Annotated in this window: 23 protein-coding genes; 17 read left to right on the top strand and 6 right to left on the bottom strand. The window is 69.6% G+C overall.

Annotation, left to right across the window (positions count from 1 at the left end):
• Positions 1–36: 36 nt before the first annotated feature.
• A complete protein-coding gene (locus MRB58_RS22770) occupies positions 37–999 on the bottom strand; it encodes a P1 family peptidase (RefSeq protein WP_244779437.1) in 963 nt (320 codons plus the stop codon).
• Entirely contained in the window at positions 996–2,159 is a 1,164-nt protein-coding gene (locus MRB58_RS22765; protein WP_244779436.1) for a hypothetical protein, read from the bottom strand. The genes MRB58_RS22770 and MRB58_RS22765 overlap by 4 nt, the downstream gene beginning before the upstream one ends.
• A 180-nt stretch (positions 2,160–2,339) precedes the next feature.
• Between MRB58_RS22765 and glmU the strand changes: the two genes are divergently transcribed.
• From glmU to MRB58_RS22735, 6 genes are all read left to right on the top strand, one after another.
• Positions 2,340–3,653, top strand: a complete 1,314-nt coding sequence (gene glmU, locus MRB58_RS22760; protein WP_244779434.1) for a bifunctional UDP-N-acetylglucosamine diphosphorylase/glucosamine-1-phosphate N-acetyltransferase GlmU — start codon at positions 2,340–2,342, stop codon at positions 3,651–3,653.
• Positions 3,654–3,766: 113 nt separating this feature from the next.
• Complete coding sequence (locus MRB58_RS22755) at positions 3,767–4,243, top strand: hypothetical protein (protein WP_244779433.1); 477 nt, start codon at positions 3,767–3,769, stop codon at positions 4,241–4,243.
• 217 nt (positions 4,244–4,460) lie between these two features.
• Positions 4,461–6,287 carry a glutamine--fructose-6-phosphate transaminase (isomerizing) gene (glmS, locus tag MRB58_RS22750; protein ID WP_244779432.1) on the top strand — a complete coding sequence of 609 codons (1,827 nt, stop codon included), beginning with the start codon at positions 4,461–4,463 and terminating at the stop codon, positions 6,285–6,287.
• Between the two features lie 107 nt (positions 6,288–6,394).
• Positions 6,395–7,237, top strand: coding sequence for a DUF502 domain-containing protein (locus tag MRB58_RS22745; protein ID WP_244779431.1), 843 nt, complete (start codon positions 6,395–6,397; stop codon positions 7,235–7,237).
• Between the two features lie 134 nt (positions 7,238–7,371).
• Entirely contained in the window at positions 7,372–8,355 is a 984-nt protein-coding gene (locus MRB58_RS22740) for a glycine--tRNA ligase subunit alpha (RefSeq protein ID WP_244779430.1), read from the top strand.
• Positions 8,356–8,455: 100 nt separating this feature from the next.
• Positions 8,456–8,830, top strand: a complete 375-nt coding sequence (locus MRB58_RS22735; RefSeq protein WP_244779429.1) for a septum formation initiator family protein — start codon at positions 8,456–8,458, stop codon at positions 8,828–8,830.
• A gap of 50 nt (positions 8,831–8,880) precedes the next feature.
• On the opposite strand, the gene MRB58_RS22730 is transcribed toward MRB58_RS22735, so the two are convergent.
• The gene (locus MRB58_RS22730) at positions 8,881–9,111 is read right to left on the bottom strand and encodes a hypothetical protein (protein ID WP_244779427.1); all 231 of its coding nucleotides are present in this window, start codon (positions 9,109–9,111) and stop codon (positions 8,881–8,883) included.
• Between the two features lie 263 nt (positions 9,112–9,374).
• Here MRB58_RS22730 and pdhA point away from each other — a divergent pair, with 263 nt between their 5' ends.
• Together pdhA and MRB58_RS22720 are read left to right on the top strand one after the other, a co-directional pair.
• Positions 9,375–10,388: a pyruvate dehydrogenase (acetyl-transferring) E1 component subunit alpha gene (gene pdhA, locus MRB58_RS22725; protein WP_244779426.1), complete on the top strand. Its 1,014-nt coding sequence runs from the start codon at positions 9,375–9,377 to the stop codon at positions 10,386–10,388.
• Positions 10,389–10,498: 110 nt separating this feature from the next.
• Positions 10,499–11,983, top strand: a complete 1,485-nt coding sequence (locus MRB58_RS22720) for a pyruvate dehydrogenase complex E1 component subunit beta (protein ID WP_244779424.1) — start codon at positions 10,499–10,501, stop codon at positions 11,981–11,983.
• A gap of 102 nt (positions 11,984–12,085) precedes the next feature.
• On the opposite strand, the gene MRB58_RS22715 is transcribed toward MRB58_RS22720, so the two are convergent.
• Both MRB58_RS22715 and MRB58_RS22710 read right to left on the bottom strand, forming a co-directional pair.
• Positions 12,086–13,312, bottom strand: a complete 1,227-nt coding sequence (locus MRB58_RS22715) for an MFS transporter (protein WP_244779422.1) — start codon at positions 13,310–13,312, stop codon at positions 12,086–12,088.
• 48 nt (positions 13,313–13,360) lie between these two features.
• On the bottom strand, positions 13,361–14,467 hold the full coding sequence (locus MRB58_RS22710; protein WP_244779420.1) for an FAD-dependent oxidoreductase: 1,107 nt from the start codon (positions 14,465–14,467) through the stop codon (positions 13,361–13,363).
• 114 nt (positions 14,468–14,581) lie between these two features.
• On the opposite strand from MRB58_RS22710, the gene MRB58_RS22705 reads away from it, so the two are divergent.
• The 9 genes from MRB58_RS22705 to MRB58_RS22665 all read left to right on the top strand — a co-directional run bounded on the left by MRB58_RS22705 (position 14,582) and on the right by MRB58_RS22665 (position 24,619).
• Complete coding sequence (locus tag MRB58_RS22705; protein WP_244779418.1) at positions 14,582–16,783, top strand: PAS domain-containing sensor histidine kinase; 2,202 nt, start codon at positions 14,582–14,584, stop codon at positions 16,781–16,783.
• Positions 16,784–16,925: 142 nt separating this feature from the next.
• On the top strand, positions 16,926–18,296 hold the full coding sequence (locus MRB58_RS22700; RefSeq protein ID WP_244779416.1) for a sigma-54 dependent transcriptional regulator: 1,371 nt from the start codon (positions 16,926–16,928) through the stop codon (positions 18,294–18,296).
• Between the two features lie 25 nt (positions 18,297–18,321).
• Complete coding sequence (locus MRB58_RS22695) at positions 18,322–18,699, top strand: dihydroneopterin aldolase (RefSeq protein ID WP_244779414.1); 378 nt, start codon at positions 18,322–18,324, stop codon at positions 18,697–18,699.
• A complete protein-coding gene (locus tag MRB58_RS22690; RefSeq protein ID WP_244779412.1) occupies positions 18,696–19,394 on the top strand; it encodes an aspartate/glutamate racemase family protein in 699 nt (232 codons plus the stop codon). The genes MRB58_RS22695 and MRB58_RS22690 overlap by 4 nt, the downstream gene beginning before the upstream one ends.
• 254 nt (positions 19,395–19,648) lie before the next feature.
• Positions 19,649–21,025, top strand: coding sequence for a Trk system potassium transporter TrkA (trkA, locus tag MRB58_RS22685; protein ID WP_244779409.1), 1,377 nt, complete (start codon positions 19,649–19,651; stop codon positions 21,023–21,025).
• Between the two features lie 11 nt (positions 21,026–21,036).
• Complete coding sequence (locus tag MRB58_RS22680) at positions 21,037–21,909, top strand: D-amino-acid transaminase (RefSeq protein ID WP_244779407.1); 873 nt, start codon at positions 21,037–21,039, stop codon at positions 21,907–21,909.
• Between the two features lie 139 nt (positions 21,910–22,048).
• A complete protein-coding gene (hfq, locus tag MRB58_RS22675) occupies positions 22,049–22,297 on the top strand; it encodes an RNA chaperone Hfq (protein ID WP_244779406.1) in 249 nt (82 codons plus the stop codon).
• Position 22,298: 1 nt separating this feature from the next.
• The gene (hflX, locus tag MRB58_RS22670; RefSeq protein ID WP_371747214.1) at positions 22,299–23,678 is read left to right on the top strand and encodes a GTPase HflX; all 1,380 of its coding nucleotides are present in this window, start codon (positions 22,299–22,301) and stop codon (positions 23,676–23,678) included.
• A gap of 131 nt (positions 23,679–23,809) precedes the next feature.
• Positions 23,810–24,619, top strand: a complete 810-nt coding sequence (locus MRB58_RS22665) for an enoyl-CoA hydratase (RefSeq protein WP_244779404.1) — start codon at positions 23,810–23,812, stop codon at positions 24,617–24,619.
• 112 nt (positions 24,620–24,731) lie between these two features.
• On the opposite strand, the gene mazG is transcribed toward MRB58_RS22665, so the two are convergent.
• Positions 24,732–25,523 (bottom strand): nucleoside triphosphate pyrophosphohydrolase, encoded by a 792-nt coding sequence (gene mazG, locus MRB58_RS22660; protein ID WP_244779402.1) that lies wholly within the window; start codon positions 25,521–25,523, stop codon positions 24,732–24,734.
• Between the last annotated feature and the right edge of the window lie 183 nt (positions 25,524–25,706).

The raw sequence follows: 25,706 nt of genomic DNA, 5'->3' as shown, positions 1-25,706 counted from the left end.
TAGTCGTGCCTTTCTTCAAGGCATTCGGTCGGTGCCTCAGCCGAAGCGCTCGCGCCATGTCGGAAAGCGATCGCCGGGCCGGGGGGAGGCGGCATGGACCGCGATGGCGATGGCGCGGGCGAGGCAGCGCGTCGCCGCCGCGTGCAGGGCGACGGTCTCGGCGAGAGAGGCGGGGGCGGGGGCGCGCCCGGTGCTGGCGGCGAACACCGTGTCGCCGTCCATGATGGTGTGCGCTGGCCAGACGGCGAGAGCGATGCCGTCGTGGGCGGCGACGGCGAGGCGGTGCGCCTCGCCCCGCGTCAGGGCGAGGTCGGTGGCGACGAGGGCGATGGTGGTGTTGGTGCGCATCGCGGCGCCCAGCTTGGTCGTGACGGTGGCGAAATCAGCCTCGCGCGGGGCGCCGAGGCCGCCGAACTCGCCGTCCACCTCGAACGGGGCGGCGCGGAACCAGGGTCCGTCGGCTGCCACCGCCGAGCCGACCGCGTTGGCGACGACGCACGCCGCCACCGTGCCGCCGCCGACCCGCGCCGAGGCGGCGCCGAAGCCGCCTTTCAGCCCGGCCGTCATCGCGTTGATGCCGGCGCCGATGGTGCCGAGCGTCCGGTCCGGCGCGGCGAATGCGGCGGCGACGCTGGCTTCCCCGAGCGTGCGATAGTCCGGCCGCTCGCCCGACAGGTCGAAGATCACCGCGGCGGGGACGATCGGAACCCGGTGCTCGCGCACCGCGAAGCCGCGGCCCATCTCGGCGAGCGCCAGCATGGCCCCGTCCGCCGCGGCGAGGCCGAACGCCGACCCGCCGGTGAGCACGATCGCGTCGACGCCGGGGCCGAGGCGGGCCGGGTCCAGCGCATCGGTCTCGCGCGTGCCGGGCGCGCCGCCGTGAACGGCGACGGCCGCGGTCGCCGGCTGGTCGAACACCGCGGTGGTGACGCCGGTCCGCCGCGCGGCGTCGCTCGCGTGGCCGAGCCTCAGTCCCGGAACGTCGAGGATGTGGCTCACGGCTCGACGGTGATCGAGAGGTTGAGGAGCTGCGGGAGGAGTTGCGGCTTCAGGAGCGCTCCCCCGACGATCTGCGCCAGGCTCACCGCCTCGGCCGGCTCGGCCGCGATCGTGAGCGTGCCGGGCTCCAGGAGGAAGCGGCGCGCGGCGTCGGTCGCCTGGGTGGTGAGGCCCTCGCTCCCCACCAGCGCGACCACCCGCGCCACGCCGTCGACGATCCGCTCGCGCACCGCGTCGGTCGACGCGCCGGAGGTCGCCGTGGCGTGCGCCAGCAGTCGTTCGGTCAGGCCTCCGTCGCGGAAGGCGAGGGTGAGGGCGGTGAGACGAACCTCCTGGAGGAGCGGCAGCATGACGGAGACGGAGCCGAGGCTTTGGCCGAGCGCGGCGAGGCGCGGCCCGCTGAGCCCGCTTGCCGAGCCCGACATCACGACGGCGCCGACGTCCCCGGCGGCGATCGCCAGCTGCGCCAGCTCCGTCGCCCCGTCGGCCGCGTTCCAGCGCCCGGCGAGCGTGCCGCTGAGGGTCAGCGTGTCGTAGCCGAGGTCGGTCAGAACGGTGGAGGCGCCGCCTTGGAAGAAGGCCGCGTCCACCCGCGCGCGCTGGAAGGCGATGCGGCCGGCGGCCGGGTCGGCGTCGTCCTCCCGCACCACCTCGATCCGCTCCACGGCGACGGCGCTGCCGGTCGCCGGCCGCGCCGCCAGCCCCTCGAGGACCAGCTGCTGAAACTCGCCCAGCACCGTCGCCAGCCAGGACGCGCCCGCCTCGCGCAGCGGCAGTCGCGCCGGCGTGATGGTGAGCGCGGTCGCCCGCGAGACCGAGCCGTCGCCGATGTTGGTCATCGCGACGTCGGCATACTGGATCACCTCGGCGCGCAGGGCGTTCGCACCGTCGACCATGCCGCCGACGATGACCACCGTGCCGATGGCGAGACGCTCGTTGCGGCCGGGCGCGCTGGCGGTCAGGCCGGTCAGCACGGTGCCCTTCTCGTTGTGGCCGCTTCCGGCGATCGCCACGTCGGCGAAGCCGCCCGATTCCACGATGCGCAGGAACCCGTCGGCGACGGCGTTGCCGGTCGGCTCGAACGCGGCGGCGGGCCTGGCGAGCGCGAGGACGACGAGCGCCGGCGCCAGGGCGAGCGCGAGCAGGGGACGGGCCGGCATTCGCATCGGTCGACGCATGGAGCTTCCTTCCGCAGGGCCGTCCCCCGGTAGCCGATCGCCGCGCGCCGTTCAAATAATGTCTCTGCCACGTGGACGGCGCGAAAAAACCGCCGCGCCCTCCTTGCCGTGCCGCGGGCAAGGTGGTGGGAGAAGGAGACAGCGTGCGATGGAGAGAGGCAGATGGCGCAGGCGCTCGCGGTGGTGTTGGCCGCCGGCAAGGGAACGCGGATGCGCTCCAAGACGCCCAAGGTGCTGCACAAGGTCGGCGGCCGGGCGATGGTGGACCACGTCCTCGCCGCCGCGGCCGAAGCGGGGGTGAGCCGCGCCGCGCTCGTCGTCGGACCGGAAGCGCCCTGGGCGGCGGGCCGCGCCGGCGACGCGCTCTCCCTCCACGTCCAGGCCGAGCAGAAGGGCACCGCCCATGCCGTCCTCGCCGCGCGCGAGGCGTTCGCGGCCGACCTCGACGCGGTCGTGGTACTCTTCGGCGACAACCCGCTCGTCACCGCCGCCACGATCGACCGCATGGTCGAGCGTGTGGTCGGTGGGGCGGACCTTGCCGTGCTCGCCTTCCGCACCGCCGCGCCCACCGGCTACGGCCGCCTGCTGCTCGACGAGAACGGCCACGTGCGCGCCATCCGCGAGGAGCGCGACGCCAGCGAGGAGGAGCGCGCCGTCACGCTGTGCAATTCCGGCGTGATGGCGATCCGGGCCGGCGCCCCGCTCGAGGCGCTGGAGAGCATCGGCGCCGACAACGCCAAGGGCGAATACTATCTGACCGATCTCGTCGCCATCGGCGTCGAGCGGGGCTTCGACATGGTGTGGGAGGAGGCCTCGCCGGCCGAGGTGATGGGCGTCAACGACCGCGCCCAGCTCGCCGAGGCGGAGGCCGAGTTCCAGCGCCGCGCCCGCGCCCGCGCCCTGGAGACGGCGACCCTGATCGCGCCCGAGACGGTGTACTTCAGCCACGACACGGTGATCGGCGAGGATGTCCTCATCGAGCCCAACGTGGTCTTCGGCACGGGCGTCAGGGTGGGGGACGGGGCGACGGTCCACGCCTTCACCCACCTCGTCGACACGGTGGTCTCGCCCGGCGCCGCGGTCGGCCCGTTCGCGCGCTCGCGCGGGGGGACCAGCGTCGGACCGGGGTCGAAGATCGGCAACTTCGTGGAGCTGAAGAACGCGGCGTTGGCGCCGGGGGTGAAGATCTCGCACCTGTCCTACATCGGCGACGCCGTGGTCGGCGCGGCCGCCAACATTGGCGCCGGCACGATCACCTGCAACTACGACGGGGTCGCCAAGCATCGCACGGAGATCGGCGCGGGCGCCTTCATCGGCTCCAACAGCGCGCTCGTCGCGCCGGTGACCATCGGCGAGGGGGCGTTCGTCGCCTCCGGGTCGGTGATCACCGAGGACGTTCCCGCCAACGCGCTGGCGCTCGCCCGCGGCCGACAGGCGACCAAGCCGGACCGCTCGCCGCTCAAGCCCAAATCCTGAGCCGGGCCGGGGCCGGCCGAGCGCGCCGAGCCGCCAATTCGTACCGCGACCGTCGTCATGCGGGCCGGCTGCACCATGTGTCAGTCTCTGAGCACGCCGGCAGGGAGGCCGACATGACGATCAGGGAGCGCATCATCCACCAGCTGCAGCGGGTCTTCGGTGCGCAGGCGCACGAGCCCGACCCGGCGACGATGAACGCGATGGAGCGCGCCGAGGCCGAAAGCGCCATGCGCAACTCCGGCAAGGGCATGCAGACCGAGTTCGCCGACCTGACGTCCTCGGCGCGCCAATATGCCCGCGAGGCCAGTCAGCACGGCCAGGAGCCGATGCAGTCGGAGTTCGCCGACGACACCGAGGGTGCCCACGATCTGGCCCGCGCCGCCAGCGAGCACGACGGCAGCCACCTCCAGAGCGAGATCGTCGACGACAACTTCGACGCCGAGGAGGAGGCCGCGCTCGCCTCGCCCGGACACATGGCGATCCCTCGCAGCGACCTGGTGGACGAGACCGAGGGGGCCAAGCAGGCCGCCATCCGTGCCTCGGCCCGCGCCGACGAGGCCGACGACGCGGTGGACCACGACAAGGCCTGAGCCGCGCCGACCCCGATTGGCCTGGAGGGTGGGGCTTCTGTAACTCCATGTGAAGTGCAATAGCCCACACCTGGGTTAGACGGGGGCGCGGCCGACCGGCACCGATTCGCTTGCGTCCGACGGCACGCGCCCCGGCGCGGCGCAGCGGATGGAAACGGGTGATGTGCGGGTCTGGCGGCGCAATCGGGGCGACGCGCTGAAGGATCGGAGACCGGGCATGTGTGGGATTGTTGGCGTCATCGGGGCAAAGGACGCGGCGCCGCTGATTCTGGATGCGTTGAAGCGGCTCGAGTATCGCGGCTACGATTCGGCCGGCATCGCCGCGGTGGCGGGTGACGGCCGGATGGAGCGTGTCCGCGCCGCCGGCAAGCTGCGCAATCTGGAGCAGCGTCTCTCCGAGCATCCGCTGACCGGCGGCACCGGCATCGGCCACACCCGCTGGGCGACCCACGGCGCGCCGACCGACGCCAACGCGCACCCGCACCTCGCCGAGCCCGTCGCGGTCGTCCACAACGGCATCATCGAGAACTTTCGCGCCCTGCGCACCAAGCTGGAGGCCGAGGGCGCCGTCCTCACCTCCGAGACCGACACCGAGACCATCGCCCACCTGATGGCGCACGAACTCGCCAGCGGCTCGCAGCTGAAAGAGGCGCTGGTGGCGACGCTCGACCAGCTGGAGGGCGCCTATGCGCTCGCCTTCTCCTTCTCCGGCCAGCCGCAGGTGCTGGCGGCGGCGCGCTTCGGCAGCCCGCTCGCCGTCGGCCTCTCGGCCGATTTGAAGATGATCGGCTCGGACGCCATCGCGCTGGCCCCGTTCTGCGACGACATCATCTACCTCGAGGACGGCGACATCGCGATCCTGACCCCGTCCGGCGTCGAGGTCTACGACGCCGCCGGCAGCGCGGTGGAGCGCGCGGCGGTCCCGGTGCCGATGCAGGTCTCGCTGGCGGAGAAGGGCAACTATCGCCACTTCATGGCCAAGGAGATCCACGAGCAGCCGGAGGTCATCGCCCGCACGCTCAGCCATTATATCGACGTCGGCGCCGGCACCTTGCGTCCGGGCGCGGTCCCGGTGGACTTCGCCAAGATGCAGCGCCTGTCGATCGCGGCGTGCGGCACGGCCTACTTCGCCGGCCTGGTGGCGCGCTACTGGTTCGAGCGGTTGGCGCGGCTTCCGGTCGACCTCGACGTGGCATCCGAATACCGCTACCGGGCGCAGGTCTTCTCGCCCGACGATCTGGCGCTCTTCATCTCCCAGTCCGGCGAGACGGCCGATACGCTGGCCGGCCTGCGCGCGGCGAAGGCGGGCGGGCAGAGGCTGGCGACCGTCGTCAACGTGCCGACCTCGACCATGGCGCGCGAGGCCGACGTCGTGTTGCCGACGCTGGCGGGGCCCGAGATCGGCGTCGCCTCGACCAAGGCGTTCACCTGCCAGCTTTCGACGCTGGCGTGCCTCGCGGTCAAGGCGGGGCTCGACCGCGGCACGCTGTCGCCGCTCGATGCGGAAGGCTTCGTCTCGGCGCTGGTCGAGCTGCCGCGGCTGGTGGCCGAGGCGGTGACGCTGGAGCACTCCATCGAGCGGGTGGCGCGGCTCGTGGCGCCGGCCACCTCGGCGCTCTTCCTGGGCCGTGGGACGTCCTACGCGGTGGCGATGGAGGGCGCGCTGAAGCTGAAGGAGCTGAGCTACATCCATGCCGAAGCCTACGCCGCGGGTGAATTGAAGCACGGGCCGATCGCACTGGTGGACGAGGAGCTTCCGGTGATCGTCGTCGCGCCGTTCGACGATCTCTTCGCCAAGACCGTCTCGAACATGCAGGAGGTGCATGCGCGGGGCGGGCGCATCATCGCGGTGACGGACGCGCGCGGGGCCCACGCCATCGGCGACACGGCCGAGGAACTGATCGTGCTGCCCGACGTTCCGGCCTTCGTGGCACCGGTCGTGGCGACCATCCCGTTGCAGCTTCTCGCTTATCATGCGGCCATCATCAACGGCACGGATGTGGATCAGCCCCGCAATCTCGCCAAATCGGTGACAGTCGAGTAAATATGCCCACTTAGGGGTGCGCGGCACGTGCGGTGTGCGCACGGGCGCGTTCCTCCGCGACGGTGCGTTGCGCGGTCGGCGGCCCCGAGTGGCGTGGGGTACGGTGAATGGACGAAGAGCAGGGCGAGGTTCGGATCGGGCGGCGGCGCAAGTTCGTCAACCGGTTGCGCAACTATCTGATCACCGGCGTCATCGTCGCCGCGCCGCTGACGATCACGGTCTATCTCGTCACCTACTTCGTCAGCTTCGTGGACGGGGTGGTGAAGCCGTGGATCCCGTCCGCCTGGAACCCGGAGACCTACGTGCCGTTCCCGCTGCCGGGCATCGGTGTCGTGGTGGCGATCGTGGGACTGGTGCTGCTGGGCTTCCTGGCGGCCAACATCTTCGGCCGCACGATCCTCAAGCTGGGCGAATCGATTCTCGCCCGCATGCCGCTGATCCGCAACGTCTACGCGGCGTTGAAGCAGATCTTCGAGACTGCCCTGTCGGAGCGCAGCCACACCTTCCGCCGCGCGGGGCTGGTGGAGTATCCGCGCCGCGGGCTGTGGGCCGTGGTCTTCATCGCGACCGACGTGAAGGGCGAGATCAGCAAAAAACTGGGCGACGACGACGACGCGATCTCGGTCTTCCTGCCGACGACGCCGAACCCCACCTCGGGATTTCTCCTGTTCGTGCCGCGCAAGGACATCCTGGTGCTCGACATGAGTGTCGAGGATGCGGCCAAGCTCGTCATCTCCGCCGGCCTCATCACACCGCGCTGGGAGCCGAAGGCGCGCCAGCCGGAGACGCGCGCCGAACAGGCCTACGGGCCGCGGCACCCGCATCTGGCGGGGGAGACGCTGGAGGTTCCGGTCCGCGGCAGCCTCGCCGACGACGATCTCTTCGACGACGACGACGAAGACACCGCCCACGACCACCGCCGCGCGCAAGACACCGAGCGCGTGAAGTAGCCCCGCCTGCCGAGCGCGCCGCCGCCACGACACAACGGGCTTGAAACGGCGCGCGGAGCGGTTAGGAACGGCCCACGTGGCGTGCCGGACGCGGTGCCGCGGCACGCCCTCGCACGCACCCCAACGGGATCACCATGGCCGACCATTCCCCGACGGACCTTTCGCCGACCGACCCGAGGTCCTCGTTCCAATCCATGATCCTGGCGCTGCAGGCCTACTGGGCCGCGCGCGGCTGCGCGATCCTGCAGCCCTACGACATGGAAGTCGGCGCGGGCACCTTCCACCCGGCGACGACCCTGCGCGCGCTCGGCCCGCGGCCGTGGCGGGCGGCCTACGTGCAACCCTCGCGCCGTCCCGGCGACGGGCGCTACGGCGAGAACCCCAACCGCCTGCAGCATTACTACCAGTTCCAGGTGATCCTGAAGCCGAGCCCGCCGGACCTGCAGGGCCTCTATCTCGGCTCGCTCGACGCCATCGGCATCGACCTGAAGCGGCACGACGTGCGCTTCGTCGAGGACGACTGGGAGAGCCCGACGCTCGGCGCCTGGGGCCTCGGCTGGGAGTGCTGGTGCGACGGGATGGAGGTCTCGCAGTTCACCTACTTCCAGCAGGTGTGCGGGATCGACTGCCGCCCCGTCGCCGGTGAGCTGACCTACGGGCTGGAGCGCCTGGCGATGTACGTGCAGGGCGTGGAGAACGTCTACGACCTGACGTACGTGGCCGAATCGGAGGCGGGGCCGCGGGTGTCCTACGGCGAGGTCTTTCTGCAGGCCGAGCAGGAATATTCGGCCCACAACTTCGAGCATGCCGACACCGAGATGCTGCTGCGCCACTTCCGCGACGCGGAGGCCGAGTGCGCCGCGCTGCTGGCGGCGGGCGCGCCGGCCGAGGCGGGCGGGCGCCACACCCAGGTCCTGCCGGCCTACGACCAGACCATCAAGGCGAGCCACATCTTCAACCTGCTCGATGCGCGGGGCGTCATCTCGGTGACGGAGCGGCAGGGCTATATCGGGCGCGTGCGGGCGCTGGCGAAGGCGTGCGGCGAGGCCTACCTCGCGACCGAGGGCGGCGGCCACGGCATGGCGGCGGCAGCGCAAGCCTCGGAGGAGGCGGCGTAAAAATGGTCGCACCCCCTGCCGAGGGCGGGCCGCGCGGGGCGAGCGAAACGCGTCGTTAAGCCGGGACGTGGTTTGTTGGATCTGTTCACGGACTTAGCCGATGCCCACGCGCCACCGTCGTCGATCCCGCTTCACGTTCTTCCTGTTTCCGCTGCTTCTGATCGCCGTGTCAGTCTACTTCGTCTGGCAATCCGGTCGGGGCGACTATGGCGACGAGGCACGCGACGTCCTGCGCCAGCAGCGGGCGACGCTGGACGTGGAACTCGCCCACCTCGTCGCCGAGCGCGAGCGTTTGCAGGACCGGGTGCGCCGCCTGCGGGTGGACGCGCTCGACGCCGACCTGTTGGACGAGCGGGCCCGCGCGCAGCTCAACATGGCGCACCCCAACGAGATCGTGATTCTCAACGTCGAGCGCGACCCGTCGCCGGAGCCCGCCGCCAAGACCGGCATGCTGATGAGCGCCCACGGCAACTGACCGGCCGGGCGAGCCCGGCCGGCCGTCGTCGCCCAGCGCAGGGCAGGGTATCAGAAGAGGTCGAAGTCGCCCGCCATCAGCGCCGGGATGTGGCCCGGATCCTGGTCCGGTCCTTCCTCGTAGCTGGTAATCAGGACTCCGGTCATGCCGCCGTCGTCGACCGGCTGGTAGGTCCACTCGACCTGTGCGATGGGAGTGGTCGATTTGGCAAAGTTGAAAGTGTCCGTGTCGGTCAGCGTGCGCGCACCGTCGACACCGCTAAACTTGATAAAAGCTGCCATGATGAAGGTCCAATCTCTCGAATCCGGAATGTCAAAACGTTCCGCAGCGGACTGCGGTACGGTCGAATATTTGCGGGGCATCGGTGAATGCCAGAGGCGTGGACCATGCGGCCGCGCGGACGGTGACCACCGTCACACCGATGCGCCCTGGCCGTGACGCGCGTCACGGCCTATTCGCGCACGGACAAATCGGCTCGCCTGCTTTTCGTGGGCCGAGCCGTGGTCTAGGTTGAATTCAAAAGCGGGACGTCAGGAGGGGCCTTATGGCCGTCGAAGCCAAAGCAAGGGACAAGGACGAGGCGGGCCAGACCGATCTTGCGTTCACATTGGACGACTATCGGCGCGCCTACGAGGACATGCTCCTCATCCGCCGGTTCGAGGAAAAGGCCGGCCAGCTCTACGGCATGGGTCTGATCGGCGGATTCTGCCACCTCTACATCGGCCAGGAAGCCGTCGTGGTCGGTGCGCAGATGGCGATGAAGGAGGGTGATCAGGTCATCACCGGCTATCGCGATCACGGCCACATGCTCGCCACCGGGATGGATCCGAAGGGCGTCATGGCCGAGCTGACCGGCCGCGCCTCGGGCTACTCCAAGGGCAAGGGCGGCTCGATGCACATGTTCTCCGTGGAAAAGAATTTCTACGGCGGCCACGGCATCGTCGGCGCGCAGGTCTCGCTCGGCACCGGTATCGGGTTCGCCAACCGCTACCGCGAGAACGGCGCCGTCTGCCTCACCTACTTTGGTGACGGCGCGGCCAACCAGGGCCAGGTCTACGAGAGCTTCAACATGGCCAAGCTCTGGTCGATCCCGGTCGTCTACATGATCGAGAACAACAAGTACGGCATGGGCACCTCGATCGAGCGCGCCTCGTCGACCACCGACCTCTCCCAGCGCGGCCGTTCGTTCGACATTCCCGGCGAGCAGGTCGACGGCATGCATGTCGAAACCGTTCGCGCCGCCGTCGCCAAGGCGCTCGACCATGCGCGCACCGGCAAAGGCCCCTACATTCTCGAGATGCTCACCTACCGCTACCGCGGCCACTCGATGTCGGACCCCGCGAAGTACCGGTCGCGCGACGAGGTCAACGAGTACCGCCAGAAGCGCGACCCGATCGAGCACGTGCGCGACATCCTCATCAAGGACAACGGCGTCCCCGAGGAGGACATCAAGGCGATCGACAAGCGTGTGCGCGACGAGGTCAACACGGCCGCCGAGTTCGCCCAGAGCGAGCCCGAGCCCGACGTCTCCGAGCTCTGGACGGACATCGTCCGGTGACGCACCTGACGCTGGATCGCCTTTCGCCCAACGACAACCACGATACGCATCACGCGCGGCGAGCGCGCCGGGGCTGCGAGATCGTAGAGAAACCGCGCGGACACTGAGAAATGCCCACCGAAATCCTGATGCCCGCCCTCAGCCCCACGATGGAGGAGGGCAAGCTCGCCAAATGGCTGAAGTCGGTAGGCGACACCGTATCCGCCGGCGACGTCATCGCCGAGATCGAGACCGACAAGGCGACCATGGAGGTCGAGGCGGTCGACGAAGGCACGCTCGGCAAGATCCTCGTCGAGGAGGGGACCGAGAACGTGCCGGTGAACGCGCCGATCGCCGTGCTCCTCGCCGAGGGTGAGAGCGAGAGCGACATCGGCGAGACCTCGTCCGCCGGCGCCGCCGCCAGCCCCGAGCCCGCCGCCGCGGAGGCATCCGCCGCCGCCGCGGGATCGGGCGACGTCGCCCCCACCGCGCTCGCCCGGAAGGGCCCCGGCCCGACGGGCAGCCTCGATGCCGACGCCGCCCGTCCGCCGGCCGCGCCGCGCTCCGGCCCCGGTCCGGCCGAGATGCCGGACGACCAACCGGAAGAGCCGGACGTGCCCCCCGGCACCGAGATGCGCCAGATCACCGTCCGCGAAGCGCTGCGCGACGCGATGGCCGAAGAGATGCGCAACGACGGTGACGTCTTCCTGATGGGCGAGGAGGTCGCCGAATATCAGGGCGCCTACAAGATCAGCCAGGGCCTGCTCGACGAGTTCGGCGCCCGGCGCGTGATCGACACGCCGATCACCGAGCACGGCTTCACCGGCCTCGGCGTGGGTGCGGCGATGGCCGGGCTGAAGCCGATCGTCGAGTTCATGACGTTCAACTTCGCCATGCAGGCGATCGATCAGATCATCAACTCCGCCGCCAAGACGCACTACATGTCCGGCGGGTTCATCAAGTCGCAGATCGTCTTCCGCGGGCCCAACGGGGCGGCCGCCCGCGTCGCCGCCCAGCACAGCCAGGACTATGCCGCCTGGTACGCGCACGTCCCCGGCCACCGCGTGATCCAGCCCTATTCGGCGATGGACGCCAAGGGCCTCCTGAAGGCGGCGATCCGCGATCCCAACCCGGTGATCTTCCTGGAGAACGAGATCCTCTACGGTCAGACCTTCGAGGTCCCGGCCGACATGGATTTCGTGCTGCCGATCGGCAAGGCGAAGGTCGAGAAGAAGGGCAAGGACGTCACCATCGTCTCCTTCGGCATCGGCATGACCTACGCCATGAAGGCCGCCGCCGAGCTCGCCGGCATGGGGATCGACGCGGAGGTCATCAACCTGCGCACGATCCGCCCGCTCGACATCGAGACGGTCATCAAGTCGGTGCAGAAGACCAACCGCTGCGTCACGGTCGAAGAGGCGTTCCCGACCTGCTCGATCTCCTCGGAAATCGGCTACCAGCTGATGGAGAAGGCGTTCGACTTCCTCGACGCGCCGGTCCTGCGCGTCACCGGCAAGGACGTGCCCATGCCCTACGCGGCCAATCTGGAGAAGCTGGCGCTGCCGTCGGTCGCCGAGGTGATCGACGCGGTGAAGGCGGTGACGTACACGAACTGATCCCGCACCCGCACCCTTGCGAGACGCGAAGACGCCCGCCTCACCGGCGGGCGTTTTTGTGTCCGCCGCCTGCCGGTGGAGAGGGGCGGCGGGTCGCCCCGATCAGGTGGAGTGCGAGGCCGGCAGCAGCGTGGGGGCGGACTTCGGCAGGAGCAGCGGCAGCATCGAGACGAGTTGCACGGCGATGAGCGCGATGAAGGCGACCGCGAAGCCTTCCGCGGTCGGGGCGCCGGTGGCGTCGCGCCAACCGTCCAGGATCAGGCCGAACCCCCACTGCGCCAGGAACGCCACCAGGAAGACCACGAAGTTGAGCGCCGTATTGACCCGACCGGCCATCTCCACCGGGAACTGAGCGGAGATGATGTTGTAGCTGTGGACGGCGACCGAACCGATGGTCGCGTAGAGGATCCACATCGGCGGCGTGGCCGCGGGCGGCATGAAGATGAAGGCCAGCGGCATCAGCATCACCACCACCGTGCCGGCGATGAAGAGGTGCATCGTCAGGCCGAGCCGCTCCGCCCGCGCGAAGAGGACGCCGTAGCCGAGGAAGCCGGCGATCAGGCCGATGGAATTGGCCGACAGCCAGAACGCCGCCTCGCTCGCCGGCAGGTCGACCACCTGGCGCAGCCAGGGGCCCGCCCACAGGCTCACCACCGAGAGCATGCCGATCTGGATCGCCGCCGACATCGGCGCGATGCGCCACAGCGTGCGGCTGGAAAGGACGACCAGAAGCTCGCGCACGAGGACCCGTGTCTCGGTCGGCCGGCGCGGCTCGTGTCGCCGCGGGACCACGAAGAGGATGGCGAGCGCCGCGCCGATGGCCGCCACCGCGAGGACGCCGAACACCGGGCGCCACCCGATCGCGGCGATGGCCAGCTCGGTCGGCCCGCCGCCCAGCGCGCTGCCGATGCCGCCGAACGCCATGTGGAGGCCCACCACCAGTGCCCGCCGCTCGGGACTGAACCAGTGACGATAGGCGGTCATCGGCCCCATCAGCGCCATCGACGCGCCGATGCCGATGAGGAGGCGGCCGAGGAAGAGCTGCTCGGTCGTCATCCCGGTGGCAAAGACCACGCATCCGACCGCTCCGGCGATCCACGCCGCAGCCTCCACCCGGCGCGGACCATAGCGGTCCATCAGGATGCCGAGGGGGAACTGCGTCACCGCGAAGCCCATGAAATAGAGGCTCGTCATGAGGCCCAGATCGGCCGGCGACAGGCCGAACTCGGCCGTCACGGGCTCCCCCGCGACCGCGTTTACGACCCGCAGGAGGTACGAGAGCAGATAGGCGAGCGCGAAGGGGACGAAGACACGAAGGGCGAGTGACATGAGGTTCGCTCTAGCGCTCCGCACCGCCTATGGATAGTGCAATTGTGATCACGCATGAGGCAGGTCGCGCAGCCGCTCGACGAACGCTCGGTCGAGCCGGTCCTTCAGCCACCACACCCAGCGCCCCTGGAGCGTCACCCCGTTGCGGGTGCCGATCGCGCGGCGTTCGCCGGTCGCCAGCAGCACCAGCGCGCGGCGTTGCAGGTGCACCGGCGCCGGCTCCGCCCCCGCCGCGATCCGCCGGAGCGCCTCGGCGAGCGGCGGCCCTGCGCGCACCGAGAAGACGCCCGCCTTGGGGCGCGGGTCGTCCAGCCGGGTCGCCGCGTCGCCCACCGCGAGGACATGCGGGTGGCTGATCGAGCGCATCGCCGCATCGACGGCGAGGAACCCGTCGACGGTCCGCCGGAACGGTGTCGCGGCGAGCCACGCGGGCGGCGCGGGACCGGTAACGGCGACCACCGTCGCTGCCGCGATCCGCTCCGCGCCCACCTTCACCGCGCTCACCCCGAGCGCGCCCGCCTCGAGCGCGCTCACCGAGACGCCGAGGCGCAGCACGACGCCCCGCCCGGCGAGGGCGCGGCGGACGGCGCTGGCAAAGCTCGGCGGATGTCCCGCGAGGAGCTGCGGCGCCCGCTCGATCAGCGTCACGGCAGCGTCTGGACGGCGCGCGGCGACGGCGAGCGCGATCTCGCAGCCCGCGACCCCGCCACCGACGACGGCGAACGACGGGGCCACGGCGAGCTGCGCCTCGAGGCCCGCCATCAGCGCCTCGAACGGCTTGGCGGGGACCACGGCGGGGTGGTCGAGCGGGGGCGGCAGGCGCGTCTCGGATCCGGCGTTGACGACGAGCGTGTCGTAGGCGATCGCGCGGCCGTCCGCCAGAAAGAGGGCGCCTGCGTCGGCCCCCGTGATCTCGCCGGAAACGAGCTGAACACCGCGCGATGCGGCGAAGGGGGCGAGGGGGATGCTCATCGCCCCGGTGGGGTAGATCCCCTCGATCCATCCCGGCACCATGCCCGAATAATGGGCACTGTCGCCGCGCGAAACGAGCGTGACCGTCGTGCCCCGCGGCGATGTGCCGAGCGCGGTGAGGGCCACCATGGTGGCGTGACCGGCGCCGGCGAGGACGATCCGGCGGGGCTCGGGCTGCGGCAAATGGCGCTCCAATTCGGTGGACGAGCAGCGCGCGGCCGCCCGCGCGGTTGACCCATATCCGAGGGCGTCACATACGTCAGAACCTTAATTTGTGAAGCGTGATCGATAGTGGCCATGGCCCAAGCCGCCATCCCATACCGTCCGCCGTTCGACTCGCCGGTCAGAAGCTTCGGCGTCGTCGTGATCCCGCTCGCCCTCATCGCGGTCGCCGGCACGTTCCTGACGCTCACCGGCATGACGCCGATCGAGCCGACGACGACGGTCATCGTCGTGGCGCTGGTGATCAACGCGGTGCTCGTCGGCCTCTTGATGGGCGGCGTGGTCTACGAGGCGGGCAAGTTGTGGCGCGCCCGCTCGGCCCAGCGCGCCGGTGCGCGGCTTCACGTGCGCATCGTGGCGCTCTTCTCGGTGATGGCGGTGCTGCCGGCGATGCTGGTGGCGCTGGTGGCGACCTTCACCCTGGCGCGCGGGCTCGACCGCTGGTTCGAGGAACGCATCCAGGTGATGGTCGTCAACTCGGTCAAGGTCGCCGACGCCTATGTCGGCGAGCACGCCCGCGGGATGACCTCGGACCTCCTGGCGATGGCGCGCGACGTGGACCGGGCGAAGAACCTCTACGATCTCGAGCCCAGCCGGTTCGACCAGTTCTTTCAGGCGCAGACGGCGCTGCGCAACCTGCCGTCCGCCTTCCTGCTGAACGGCGCCGGCGAGGTCATCACCCGCGCCGTGGTCGACCCCGACGTCGACCTCAGGATGCCGCCGCCGGACGCCATGCGCGAGGCGCTCAAGGGGCGCCCGGTGCAGATCTCGCCCGGCGATGCCGACCAGGTCGGCGGCATCATGAAGCTCGATTCCTATCACGACACCTACCTCTACATCGCCCGGCTGATGGACCCGGACGTGAACGGCTTCCTGCGCCTGACACGCGCCAATGCGGACGAATATATCCGCCTGGAGCGCTCGCGGCTCGGCGTCTCGGTGGCGTTCGGGCTGGTCTATGCGGGCGTGTGCCTGGTGCTTCTGGTGTGCGCGATCTACATCGGCTTCGGCTTCGCCAACAGCCTCGTGGCGCCGATCCGCGAGCTGATCGGCGCGTCCGACAGAGTGCGCAAGGGCGACCTCGAGACCGAGGTGCCGGTCCGCTTCTTCGACGGCGACATCGCCCACCTGGGCGAAACCTTCAACGCCATGACCGCGACGCTGAAGAGCCAGCGGGACGATCTCGTCGCCGCCAACGACCAGATGGACCGCCGGCGGCGGTTCACCGAGGCGGTGCTGGGCGGTGTCTCGGCCGGGGTCATCGGCATCGATTCGGACGGCAGGGTGACGCTCGCCAACACCTCCGCGCTGGCGATGCTGGACCTCTTCGAGAGCGACATCGTCGGCAAGGGGCTGACCGAGGTGGTGCCGGAGCTGGCGCCGATCCAGGAAGGCGAGGGCGGCCTGGCGCACCTGCGCATCAAGCCCGAGCAGATCAACCTGCAGCGCCGCGGCCGCGACCGTACCATCAGCGTGCGCGCCACCACCGACCGTGCCGATGTCACCCGGCCCGGCTACGTGCTGACCTTGGACGACATCACCGATCTCGTCACCGCGCAGCGCACCTCGGCCTGGGCGGACGTCGCCCGGCGCATCGCGCACGAGATCAAGAACCCGCTGACGCCGATCCAGCTTTCGGCCGAGCGGATCAAGCGGCGCTACGGCAAGCAGATCAAGGAAGACGACCACGAGGTGTTCGACCAGTGCGTCGACACCATCGTGCGGCAGGTCGACAGTATCGGTCACATGGTCAACGAGTTCTCCAACTTCGCGCGGATGCCCGCGCCGGCGATGGAGCGGATGGACCTGCGTAACGCGGTGCGCGAGGCGGTCTTCGTCCAGGGTATCGGCCATGATCGGGTGGAGAAGCGCACGTCGATCCCGGAGGAGGGGGTCGTCGCCAACTTCGACCACCGGCTAGTGAGCCAGGCGCTGTCCAACCTCGTCAAGAACGCGGCCGAATCGATCGAGCAGACCACCGACGCCGACCGCGGCGGCGAGCCCGGCCACATCGACGTGCGGCTCTACGTCAACGAGGCGGGAGAGCGCGTGGTGGACATCGTCGACAACGGCATCGGCTTTCCGGCGACGGGGCGGGAGCGGCTGCTGGAGCCCTACATGACCACGCGCGAGAAGGGCACCGGGCTCGGTCTCGCCATCGTGAAGAAGATCGCCGAGGAACAGGGCGGGCGGATCGAGCTGCTCGACGCGTCGGCGGTGTCGAGCAACACACGAGGTGCCTGCGTGCGCTTCGTGCTGCCGGATCCGGCCGAATGAGGGGGCGGGCGACGCGGTTGCGACCGAAGGATGCGGGGTCGTTCATCGCCGCGGTGCTTGACGATTCGGTCAAGTCGCGCGACGTAGGCCCATCCCCCCGGTCACAGGTTCGGCCCGGTTTGGGGCGAAGGGTGGAGCGCTGATGGCATCGGACATTCTTGTCGTCGACGACGAGATCGACATCCGCAACCTGATCGGCGGCATTCTGGAAGACGAGGGCTACGAGGTCCGCACCGCTGCCGACTCCGACGAGGCGCTCGCCGCGATCGGTGCACGCCGGCCGCAGCTCATCTTCCTGGATATCTGGCTGCAGGGTTCGAAGATGGACGGTCTGCAGCTCCTGGACGCGATCCGGGAGCAGCACTCGTCGATGCCGATCGTGATGATCTCGGGCCACGGCAACATCGAGACCGCGGTCTCGGCGATCAAGCGCGGCGCGTACGACTATATCGAGAAGCCGCTGAAGGCGGACCGGCTGATTCTGGCCGCCGAGCGGGCGCTGGAGAACTCGCGCCTGCGACGCGAGGTGGACCAGCTGCGCACCAAGTCGGGCGAGTTCCAGGACCTGATCGGCAACTCGGCCGTGATGAACCAGCTGCGCTCGACCATCGAGAAGGCGGCGCCGACCAACTCACGCATCATGATCATGGGTCCGTCCGGCTCCGGCAAGGAGCTGGTCGCCCGGACGATCCACAAGAAGAGCCTGCGTTCCGACGGGCGCTTCGTGGTCGTCTCGTCCGCGTCGATCACGCCGGACCGCATGGACGAGGCGCTGTTCGGCGCCGAGGCCAAGCCGGGTCAGGATCCGTCCGTCGGCGCGCTGGAAGAGGCGCACGGCGGCACGCTCTACCTCGACGAGATCGGCGACATGCCGATGGAGACGCAGGCCCGTATCCTGCGGGTGCTGGTGGCGCAGGAATTCACCCGCGTCGGCGGCACGCAGAAGGTGAGGGTCAACGTCCGCATCATCTCGTCCTCCGCCCGCGACCTGCAGGAGGAGGTGACCGAGGGCCGCGTGCGCGAGGATCTCTTCCACCGCCTGTCGGTGGTGCCGATCCGCGTGCCGGCGCTGGCGCAGCGGCGCGAGGACGTGCCGATGCTGATCGACTATTTTCTGCGTCAGACGGCCGAGAACCAGGGTCTGCCGCGCCGCATCGTCGGCGAGGACGCGATGGCGGTGCTGCAGGCGCACGATTGGCCCGGAAACGTGCGCCAGCTGAAGAACAACGTCGAGCGCCTGCTGATCCTGACGCGCGATGGCGACCCGAACGACCCGATCTCGGCCGATCTGCTGCCCAACGAGATCGGCGCCATCGTGCCGCCGCTCTCATCCCAGACGGGGGGCGAGCACATCATGGCGCTGCCGCTGCGCGACGCACGCGAGATCTTCGAGCGCGACTACCTTCGCGCGCAGATCAACCGCTTCTCAGGCAACGTGTCGCGCACCGCCGAGTTCGTCGGGATGGAGCGCTCGGCGTTGCATCGCAAGCTGAAGACGCTGGGGATCGCGTGACCGCGGCCGGCCCGGCGGGGGTCGCGTGACGGCCCCGAGGCTGCGCGCGGTCGGCGGCGACCGGGTGTTCGTGCGCGATCTGGTGCGCACCATCGGCGTCGGCATCCTCGCCAGCGAGCGAGGCGTCACCCAGCGCGTGCGCTTCACCGTGACGCTCGATCTTGGCGAGGGCATCGCCCCGGAGGGGGACGAGCCGGCCGTGAGCTACGTCGACATCGTCGAGGCGATCGACGCCGAGACCGCCGGGCACTCGCCGCTGCTGGAGCAACTCGCAGAACGTGTCGCCGGCCGGCTCCTGGCCAATTCGCGGGTGGCGCGCGCCGACGTGGTGATCGAGAAGCTCGACATCCTGAAGGGCGAGGGGATCCTCGGCGTCCACATGGTCCGCGAGCGCGCGGCGTGAAGACGATCGGCCTCATCGGCGGGCTCTCCTGGGAGTCCACCGCGCTCTACTACCAGCACCTCAATCGTCTGACGCGCGAGCGCCTCGGCGGCCTGCATTCGGCGCCGATCCTCCTGTGGTCGTTCGACTTCGCCCAGATCGAGGCGTTGCAGGCCGAGGGGGACTGGGCCGGCGCCACCGCACGCATGGTCGAGGCGGGCGAAACGCTGGCGCGCGCGGGTGCCGAGGTCCTGGTGATCTGCTCCAACACCATGCACCGGATGGCCGGCGCGGTGGAGGCGGCGGCGGGCGTGCCGCTCGTCCACATCGCCGACGCGACGGCCGAGGCGGTGCGCGCCGAGGGCTGCATGGCCCCGCTGCTGCTGGCCACGAAGTTCACCATGGAGGGCGCCTTCTACCGCGGCCACATGCGCGAGCGGCATGCGCTCGACGTGCGCGTGCCCGATGACGCGGGGCGCGCCGCGGTGCACCGCATCATCTACGAGGAGCTGTGCCGGGGCATCGTCGACGCGGGCTCCAAGGCGCGCTATCTCGAACTCGTCGACAGCGCGATCGAGGCCGGTGCGGACAGCGTCATCCTCGGCTGCACCGAGGTGACGATGCTGATCGGCCAGGACGACATCGGCGCGCCGGTCTTCGATTCGACCGCCATCCATGCCGAGGCGGCACTCGCCGCGGCACTGAAAGAGGGCTAGGATGGGCCAAGCCATGCCGGATCGCCTATATAGAGGGGGGTGGACGTCGCCTGTGAACGTCCGTTGGGAGCTGGGAGATCGTCGCGTGACCAAGGTCATGATCGCGAGCGTGGACGATGCCGTTCGCACGGCCGACGTGCCGGGCGAAACAACGCGCGCCGCATCCGCGGATAATGCCGGCTCCGCGTGCTCTTTCCTTGCGTGACGCGCGCTTGCGTCCCACTCAGCCGCTGAACGTGGCGCACAACTAGCCTATGCGCATTGTCATTTGCGGTGCAGGTCAGGTCGGATTCGGTATCGCCGAGCGGCTGGCCCACGAGGGCCACGACGTCTCCGTCATCGACCTTTCGCCCCAGCTCATCGCCAACGTCCGCGACCAGCTCGACGTGCGCGGGGTCATCGGCCATGGCGCCCACCCGCCGACGCTGGCGGCCGCCGGCGCGGAGAACGCCGATCTGCTGATCGCCGTCACCCAGTCGGACGAGGTGAACATGGTGGCGACGCAGGTCGCGCACACCATCTTCCAGGTGCCGACCAAGATCGCCCGCGTGCGCGCCCAATCCTACCTCAACCCAGTCTACTCGGTGCTCTTCGCGCGCGACAACATGCCGATCGACGTGGTGATCTCACCCGAGATCGAGGTCGGCGAGATGGTCATGCGGCGCCTGTCGCTGCCCGGCGCGGTCGAGACGGTGCGCTTCGCGGACGACAAGATCATCGTCGTCGGCATCCTGTGCCAGGAGGATTGCCCGGTCGTCGACACGCCGCTGCGGCAATTGACCGACCTCTTCCCCAACCTCGGCGCCGTGGTCACGGGGGTCTACCGCCAGGGCACGCTGATCGTGCCCAAGTCGGACGAGATGCTGCGGGTGGACGACCTCGTCTACGTCGTCGCCCCGCGCGAGCAGGTGCGCCGCACCCTGGTGATCTTCGGCCACGACGAGCCCAAGGCGAGCCGCGTGGTGATCGCCGGCGGCGGCAACATCGGCTTCTACGTCGCCCAGCAGCTCGAAAAACGCGAGCCGTCGACCAAGGTGAAGATCGTCGAGGCGAGCCGCCAGCGCGCGCTCTACATCGCCGACCAGCTGCACAAGACGGTGATCCTCAACGGCTCCGCACTCGACCAGGACGTCCTGCGCGAGGCCGACGTCGAGGATGCCGACACCATGGTCGCCCTCACCAACGACGATCAGGCCAACATCATCGCCTGCGTGATGGCCAAGACGCTGGGCTGCGCGCGCAACCTGTCGCTCATCAACAACGTCTCGTATCCCGCGCTCGCCAACGCGCTGGGGATCGACGCGTACGTCAACCCGCGTGCGGTCACCATCAGCCGCGTGCTGCGCCATGTGCGTCGCGGTCGCATCGAGAGCGTGCATTCGCTGCAGAACGGGTCGGCCGAGGTGATCGAGGCGGAGGCGCTGGAGACCTCGCTGCTGGTCGGTCGGCCGCTTCGGGCATTGGAATTGCCTGAGGGGGTGCGTGTCGGCGCCATCGTGCGGCGCGGCAAGGCGATCGAGGTCAACGGCGACACGCAGATCATGGCCCGCGACCGCGTCGTCATGTTCGCGTTGAGCGAAAAAGTGCACCAAGTGGAGCAGATGTTCCGGGTGAGCCTGGAATTCTTCTGAACGGAGAGACGATGAGCCGGATTGCCTACGTCAACGGTCGCTACCTGCCGCACGCCCAGGCGCACGTGCATGTCGAGGACCGCGGCTTCCAGTTTGCCGACGGCGTCTACGAAGTGTGCGAGATCTGGAACGGCCACATCGTCGACATGACGCGCCACCTCGACCGCCTGGGCCGCTCGCTCACCGAGTTGCAGATGGACTGGCCGCTCGAGCGCCGCGCCATGGAGACGGTGCTGCGCGAGACCGCGCGGCGCAATCGCGTGAAGAACGGTCTGGTCTACCTGCAGGTGACCCGCGGCCAGGCGCGGCGGGACTTCGCCTTTCCCAAGCTTCCCATCCCCACGACCCTGGTCGTGACGGCCCGCTCCACCAGCCCGTCCGTCGCGGTGAAGAACTCCGAGGACGGCATCGCCGTCGTCACCACCCCGGACATCCGCTGGGAGCGGGTCGACATCAAGACCGTCTCTCTGCTGCCCCAGGTGCTGGCCAAGCAGAAGGCGGTCCGTGCGGGCGCCAAGGAAGCCTGGATGTACGACAAGGAGGGCTACGTGACCGAGGGCGCGTCCTCCAATGCCTGGATCGTCGCGCAGGACGGTACGCTGATCACGCGCCCGGCCGAGAAGGGCATCCTGCGGGGCATCACCCGCGCCGCGATCATGGACTATGCGGCCACCAACGGAATCAAGGTCGAGGAGCGTCATTTCACCCTCGAGGAGGCGAAGGCCGCGCGCGAGGCGTTCATCACGTCGGCGACAATGCTGGCGACGGCGGTCGTGAAGATCGACGACGCGGTTATAGGCAACGGCCAACCCGGCTCGATCGTGTCTGCCATGCGGGCGCGCTTCCACGAAGGCGTGGAAAAACTCCCTCTGAGCGTGTATTAAGACAGCGGCGCGAAGGTCCCGCTTGAGAGGCCGCCGCGGCGAACTACCTACAGAGCTGGTGTTCGGGGTCTGGTGCCGCTCGATTGTGTGTGTCGGTAACCGCGCGAGCACCGTGTTTATCGTGATCGGGATATAACCAGTGGCTGAAAAAGCTCAAAACCTACAGGACACGTTCCTCAACCACGTCCGTAAAAGTAAAACTCCGTTAACCATCTTTTTGGTCAATGGGGTGAAGCTCCAGGGCGTGCTGACGTGGTTCGACAACTTCTGCGTTCTTTTGCGGCGCGATGGCCATTCGCAGCTTGTCTACAAGCACGCCATCTCGACCATCATGCCGAACCAGCCGGTCCAGTTGTTCGACCCCAACGACGAGAGCGGATCACGATAGCGTGAAATCGGGCGACAGCGGCACACGCGCCGACATCGGCGCGCCAACGGTTCGGGGCAGCGCGACCGCCAAGGAGGCGACCCGCGCGATCGTCCTCCTACCGGTCGTTCGCCCCACCGAAGACGAGAAGCGCGAGCCCGAAGGGCGCCTCGCCGAAGCCGTGGGCCTCGCCGACGCCATCGCGCTCGACGTCGTCGACGCGCGCGTGGTGCCGGTGCGCAATCCGCGCCCCGCGACGCTCTTCAGCACCGGACTGATGGACGACATCACCGCCGTCGCACGCGCCAGCGAGGCGGAGCTGATCGTCATCGACCATCCGCTCACCCCGGTGCAGCAGCGCAACCTCGAAAAAGCCTGGGGCGCCAAGGTGCTCGACCGCACGGCCCTGATCCTGGAGATCTTCGGCGAGCGGGCGCAGACGGCGGAGGGCGCGCTGCAGGTCGAGCATGCGCATCTGACCTACCAGCGCTCGCGCCTGGTGCGCTCCTGGACCCACCTCGAGCGCCAGCGCGGCGGCTTCGGCTTCCTCGGCGGACCGGGCGAGACCCAGATCGAGGCCGACCGCCGGCAGATCGCCGACCGGATTGCCCGCGTCGAGAGGGCCCTGGAGGACGTGCGGCGCACCCGTTCGCTCGCCCGCGAGCAGCGGCGGCGCAACAACCAGCCCGTCGTCGCCCTCGTCGGCTACACCAACGCCGGCAAGTCGACCCTCTTCAACCGCCTCGCCGGCGACCATGTCGAGAGCCGCGACCTCCTGTTCGCGACGCTCGATCCCACCTTGCGCAAGCTGGATCTGCCGCACGGCCGCACCGCGATCCTGTCCGACACGGTGGGCTTCATCTCCCACTTGCCGACCTCGCTCGTGGCCGCCTTTCGCGCCACGCTGGAGGAGGTGACGCTGGCCGATCTCATCGTCCACGTGCGCGACATCTCGCACGAAGAGACCGAGGCGCAGGCCGCCGACGTGATGGCGACCCTGGGCGAAATCGGCGTCGAGCCGGGACAGCGCGAGGTGCTGGAGGTCTGGAACAAGGCCGACCGGCTGGAGCCGGCGGTGCGCGAGCAGCGTGAGGCCGCGGCAGCCGGGCAGGGCGCCGTTCTGGTCTCGGCCGAGACCGGGGAGGGGATCGCGACGCTCCTCACCGCCATCGAGGATCGCCTCGCCCGCCGCGCCAGCGTGCGCGAGGTGACGATCGGTGCCAGTGACGGCGCGTTGCTCGCCTGGCTCTACCGCAACACCGAGGTGCTCGCCCGCACCGACGACGGCGAGGCGGTGCATCTGACGCTGCGCATCCCGGAGGCGCGCCTGGACGACACCCTCGCCAAGCTCGGCGAGCCCGTCGCCGAACCCGTCGTCAGCCACGAGCCCTACGTTCCCTGATTGCGGCGACCGGACCGCTGCGAGAACGGCGGGAGAAATCGCGGTAAGGCGCGGGTTATTTGGACGCTTCGCGTGCCGTCGGCCCGCGTTCGGCTCTATGGTGGGGGCAAAATCGGACGCTGGAGGATGCCATGAACGACGCAATCGCCGAGGGGGAAGGGACCGTCGCCCTCGACATCGAGCCGCGTGAGGGCGGGGCGGTCGCGAGGGTCGTCATCGACAACCCGGCGAAGCTGAACATCATGACGCCGGCGATGTGCGAACACTTCGTCACGCGCATGCACGAGGCGGCGACGGCCCGGGATGTCCGCGCCATCGTCCTCACCGGCGCCGGCGAGCGCGCGTTCATCGGCGGTGCCGACATCAGCGCGATGGCCGAATTCGACTGTGCCAGCGCGCGCACCTTCATCACCGCCCTGCACGCGGTCTGCGCCAGCATCCGCGAGGTGGAGGTGCCGGTGATCGCCCGGATCGACGGGTTCTGCCTGGGGGGCGGCATGGAGATCGCCGCCGCGTGCGACATGCGCGCGGCCACCGAGCGCTCGCTCTTCGGCATGCCGGAGGTGCGGGTCGGCATCCCGTCGGTGATCGAGGCGGCGTTGCTGCCGGGTCTGATCGGCTGGGGCAAGACGTGCGAGCTGCTGTTTACCGGCGCCACCGTCAAAGCCCCGGAGGCGCGCGCCATGGGCTACCTGCAGTCGCTGAGCCCGGACGTGGGCGAACTGGACGGCGCGGTAGACCGCTGGCTCTCCGGGATCATCGCGTCAGGCCCGCGCGCCGTCGCCTTGCAGAAGCAGCTCATGCGCCGCTGGGAGAAGTCGACGATGGACCAGGCCATCGCCGCCGGCATCGATTCGTTCGTTTCCGCCTACGAGACCGACGAACCCAACCGCATGATGCACGCCTTCCAGCAACGCCAGTTGGCGCGCCGCCCGAGGTAGGCCGTCGCTCCTCGCGCAGGCCCCGGCTTGGGGTGGCGCCGGTGCGAGGGGAGTTCCCCCCTCGCGCTCCCTCCGCCGCGCACCTCGAGGCCGGGGGTGGGGTGTGCTCGGCTTATGAAGTAGGGGGGGCGGCGCTGGCTTTGGCTTCGCGCCAGCGGGCCTCCAGCGCGTCGAGGTCGAGCTCGGACAGCGTGTGCCCCTCGGCGCGGACGGCGGCATCCATGTGGCGCACGCGGGCGGCGAAGCGGGCGTTGGCGCCGCGCAGCGCCGCGTCGGCGTCGATGTCGAGGTGGCGCGCGTAGTTGACCAGCGTGAAGAGGAGGTCGCCGAATTCGGCCTCCATTTCGCCCTCGTCACCCGCGCGCACGGCCGAGGCGAACTCCTCCAGCTCCTCCGACACCTTGTCGACCACGCCGTTGGCGTCCGGCCAGTCGAAGCCGACCTTCGCCATCCGCTTCTGCAGCTTCTGCGCCCGGGCGAGCGGCGGGAAGTTCACCGGCACGTCGTCCAGGATGCCGCTCGGCTTGCCGGCGCGCTCCTCGGCCTTGATGATGTCCCACATCGCCTTGATCTCGTCCGGCGTCCTGGCCGGTCCGTCGGCGAAGATATGCGGGTGGCGGCGGATCAATTTCTCGCTGATGGCGTCGCAAACGTCGTCGAAAGCGAAGTCGCCCCGCTCGGCCGCCATCTGCGCGTAGAAGACGACCTGCAAGAGGAGGTCGCCCAGCTCGTCCTTCAGGTCGTCGAGGCTGCCGCGCTCGATCGCGTCGGCCACCTCGTAGGCCTCCTCGATCGTGTACGGCGCGATCGTCTCGTAGGTCTGCGCCAGGTCCCAGGCACAGCCGCTGTCGGGGTCTCTGAGCCGCGCCATGATCCCGCGCAGCCGATCGATGGGTGCCGTCACGCTCTGCCTCCGGCGGTTTAGCGTTGAGATACGACGTCCTGGGGGGCGCCGCGAGTCCTTATCGGCGCGGTGTCCGGCGCCACGACGGCCGCCACGACGGCGCGGTCAGGAACGGCGCGGGCACCGGGTGCGTTCCCGCGTCTCCATCGGTCGTATAAGGCGGATTATGGAACGGCGATGGGG

This window comes from Acuticoccus sp. I52.16.1 (assembly GCF_022865125.1).
In the GTDB taxonomy this organism is placed as follows: domain Bacteria; phylum Pseudomonadota; class Alphaproteobacteria; order Rhizobiales; family Amorphaceae; genus Acuticoccus.
This window is presented reverse-complemented; position numbering and strand designations above follow the sequence as displayed.

Coding starts and splice junctions, on each gene's coding strand:
- MRB58_RS22765 (WP_244779436.1), bottom strand. CDS start 2,159: ATGCCGGCCCGTCCCCTGCTCGCGCTCGCCCTGGCGCCGGCGCTCGTC.
- glmU (WP_244779434.1), top strand. CDS start 2,340: ATGGCGCAGGCGCTCGCGGTGGTGTTGGCCGCCGGCAAGGGAACGCGG.
- MRB58_RS22755 (WP_244779433.1), top strand. CDS start 3,767: ATGACGATCAGGGAGCGCATCATCCACCAGCTGCAGCGGGTCTTCGGT.
- glmS (WP_244779432.1), top strand. CDS start 4,461: ATGTGTGGGATTGTTGGCGTCATCGGGGCAAAGGACGCGGCGCCGCTG.
- MRB58_RS22745 (WP_244779431.1), top strand. CDS start 6,395: ATGGACGAAGAGCAGGGCGAGGTTCGGATCGGGCGGCGGCGCAAGTTC.
- MRB58_RS22740 (WP_244779430.1), top strand. CDS start 7,372: ATGGCCGACCATTCCCCGACGGACCTTTCGCCGACCGACCCGAGGTCC.
- MRB58_RS22735 (WP_244779429.1), top strand. CDS start 8,456: ATGCCCACGCGCCACCGTCGTCGATCCCGCTTCACGTTCTTCCTGTTT.
- MRB58_RS22730 (WP_244779427.1), bottom strand. CDS start 9,111: ATGGCAGCTTTTATCAAGTTTAGCGGTGTCGACGGTGCGCGCACGCTG.
- pdhA (WP_244779426.1), top strand. CDS start 9,375: ATGGCCGTCGAAGCCAAAGCAAGGGACAAGGACGAGGCGGGCCAGACC.
- MRB58_RS22720 (WP_244779424.1), top strand. CDS start 10,499: ATGCCCACCGAAATCCTGATGCCCGCCCTCAGCCCCACGATGGAGGAG.
- MRB58_RS22715 (WP_244779422.1), bottom strand. CDS start 13,312: ATGTCACTCGCCCTTCGTGTCTTCGTCCCCTTCGCGCTCGCCTATCTG.
- MRB58_RS22705 (WP_244779418.1), top strand. CDS start 14,582: ATGGCCCAAGCCGCCATCCCATACCGTCCGCCGTTCGACTCGCCGGTC.
- MRB58_RS22700 (WP_244779416.1), top strand. CDS start 16,926: ATGGCATCGGACATTCTTGTCGTCGACGACGAGATCGACATCCGCAAC.
- trkA (WP_244779409.1), top strand. CDS start 19,649: ATGCGCATTGTCATTTGCGGTGCAGGTCAGGTCGGATTCGGTATCGCC.
- MRB58_RS22680 (WP_244779407.1), top strand. CDS start 21,037: ATGAGCCGGATTGCCTACGTCAACGGTCGCTACCTGCCGCACGCCCAG.
- MRB58_RS22665 (WP_244779404.1), top strand. CDS start 23,810: ATGAACGACGCAATCGCCGAGGGGGAAGGGACCGTCGCCCTCGACATC.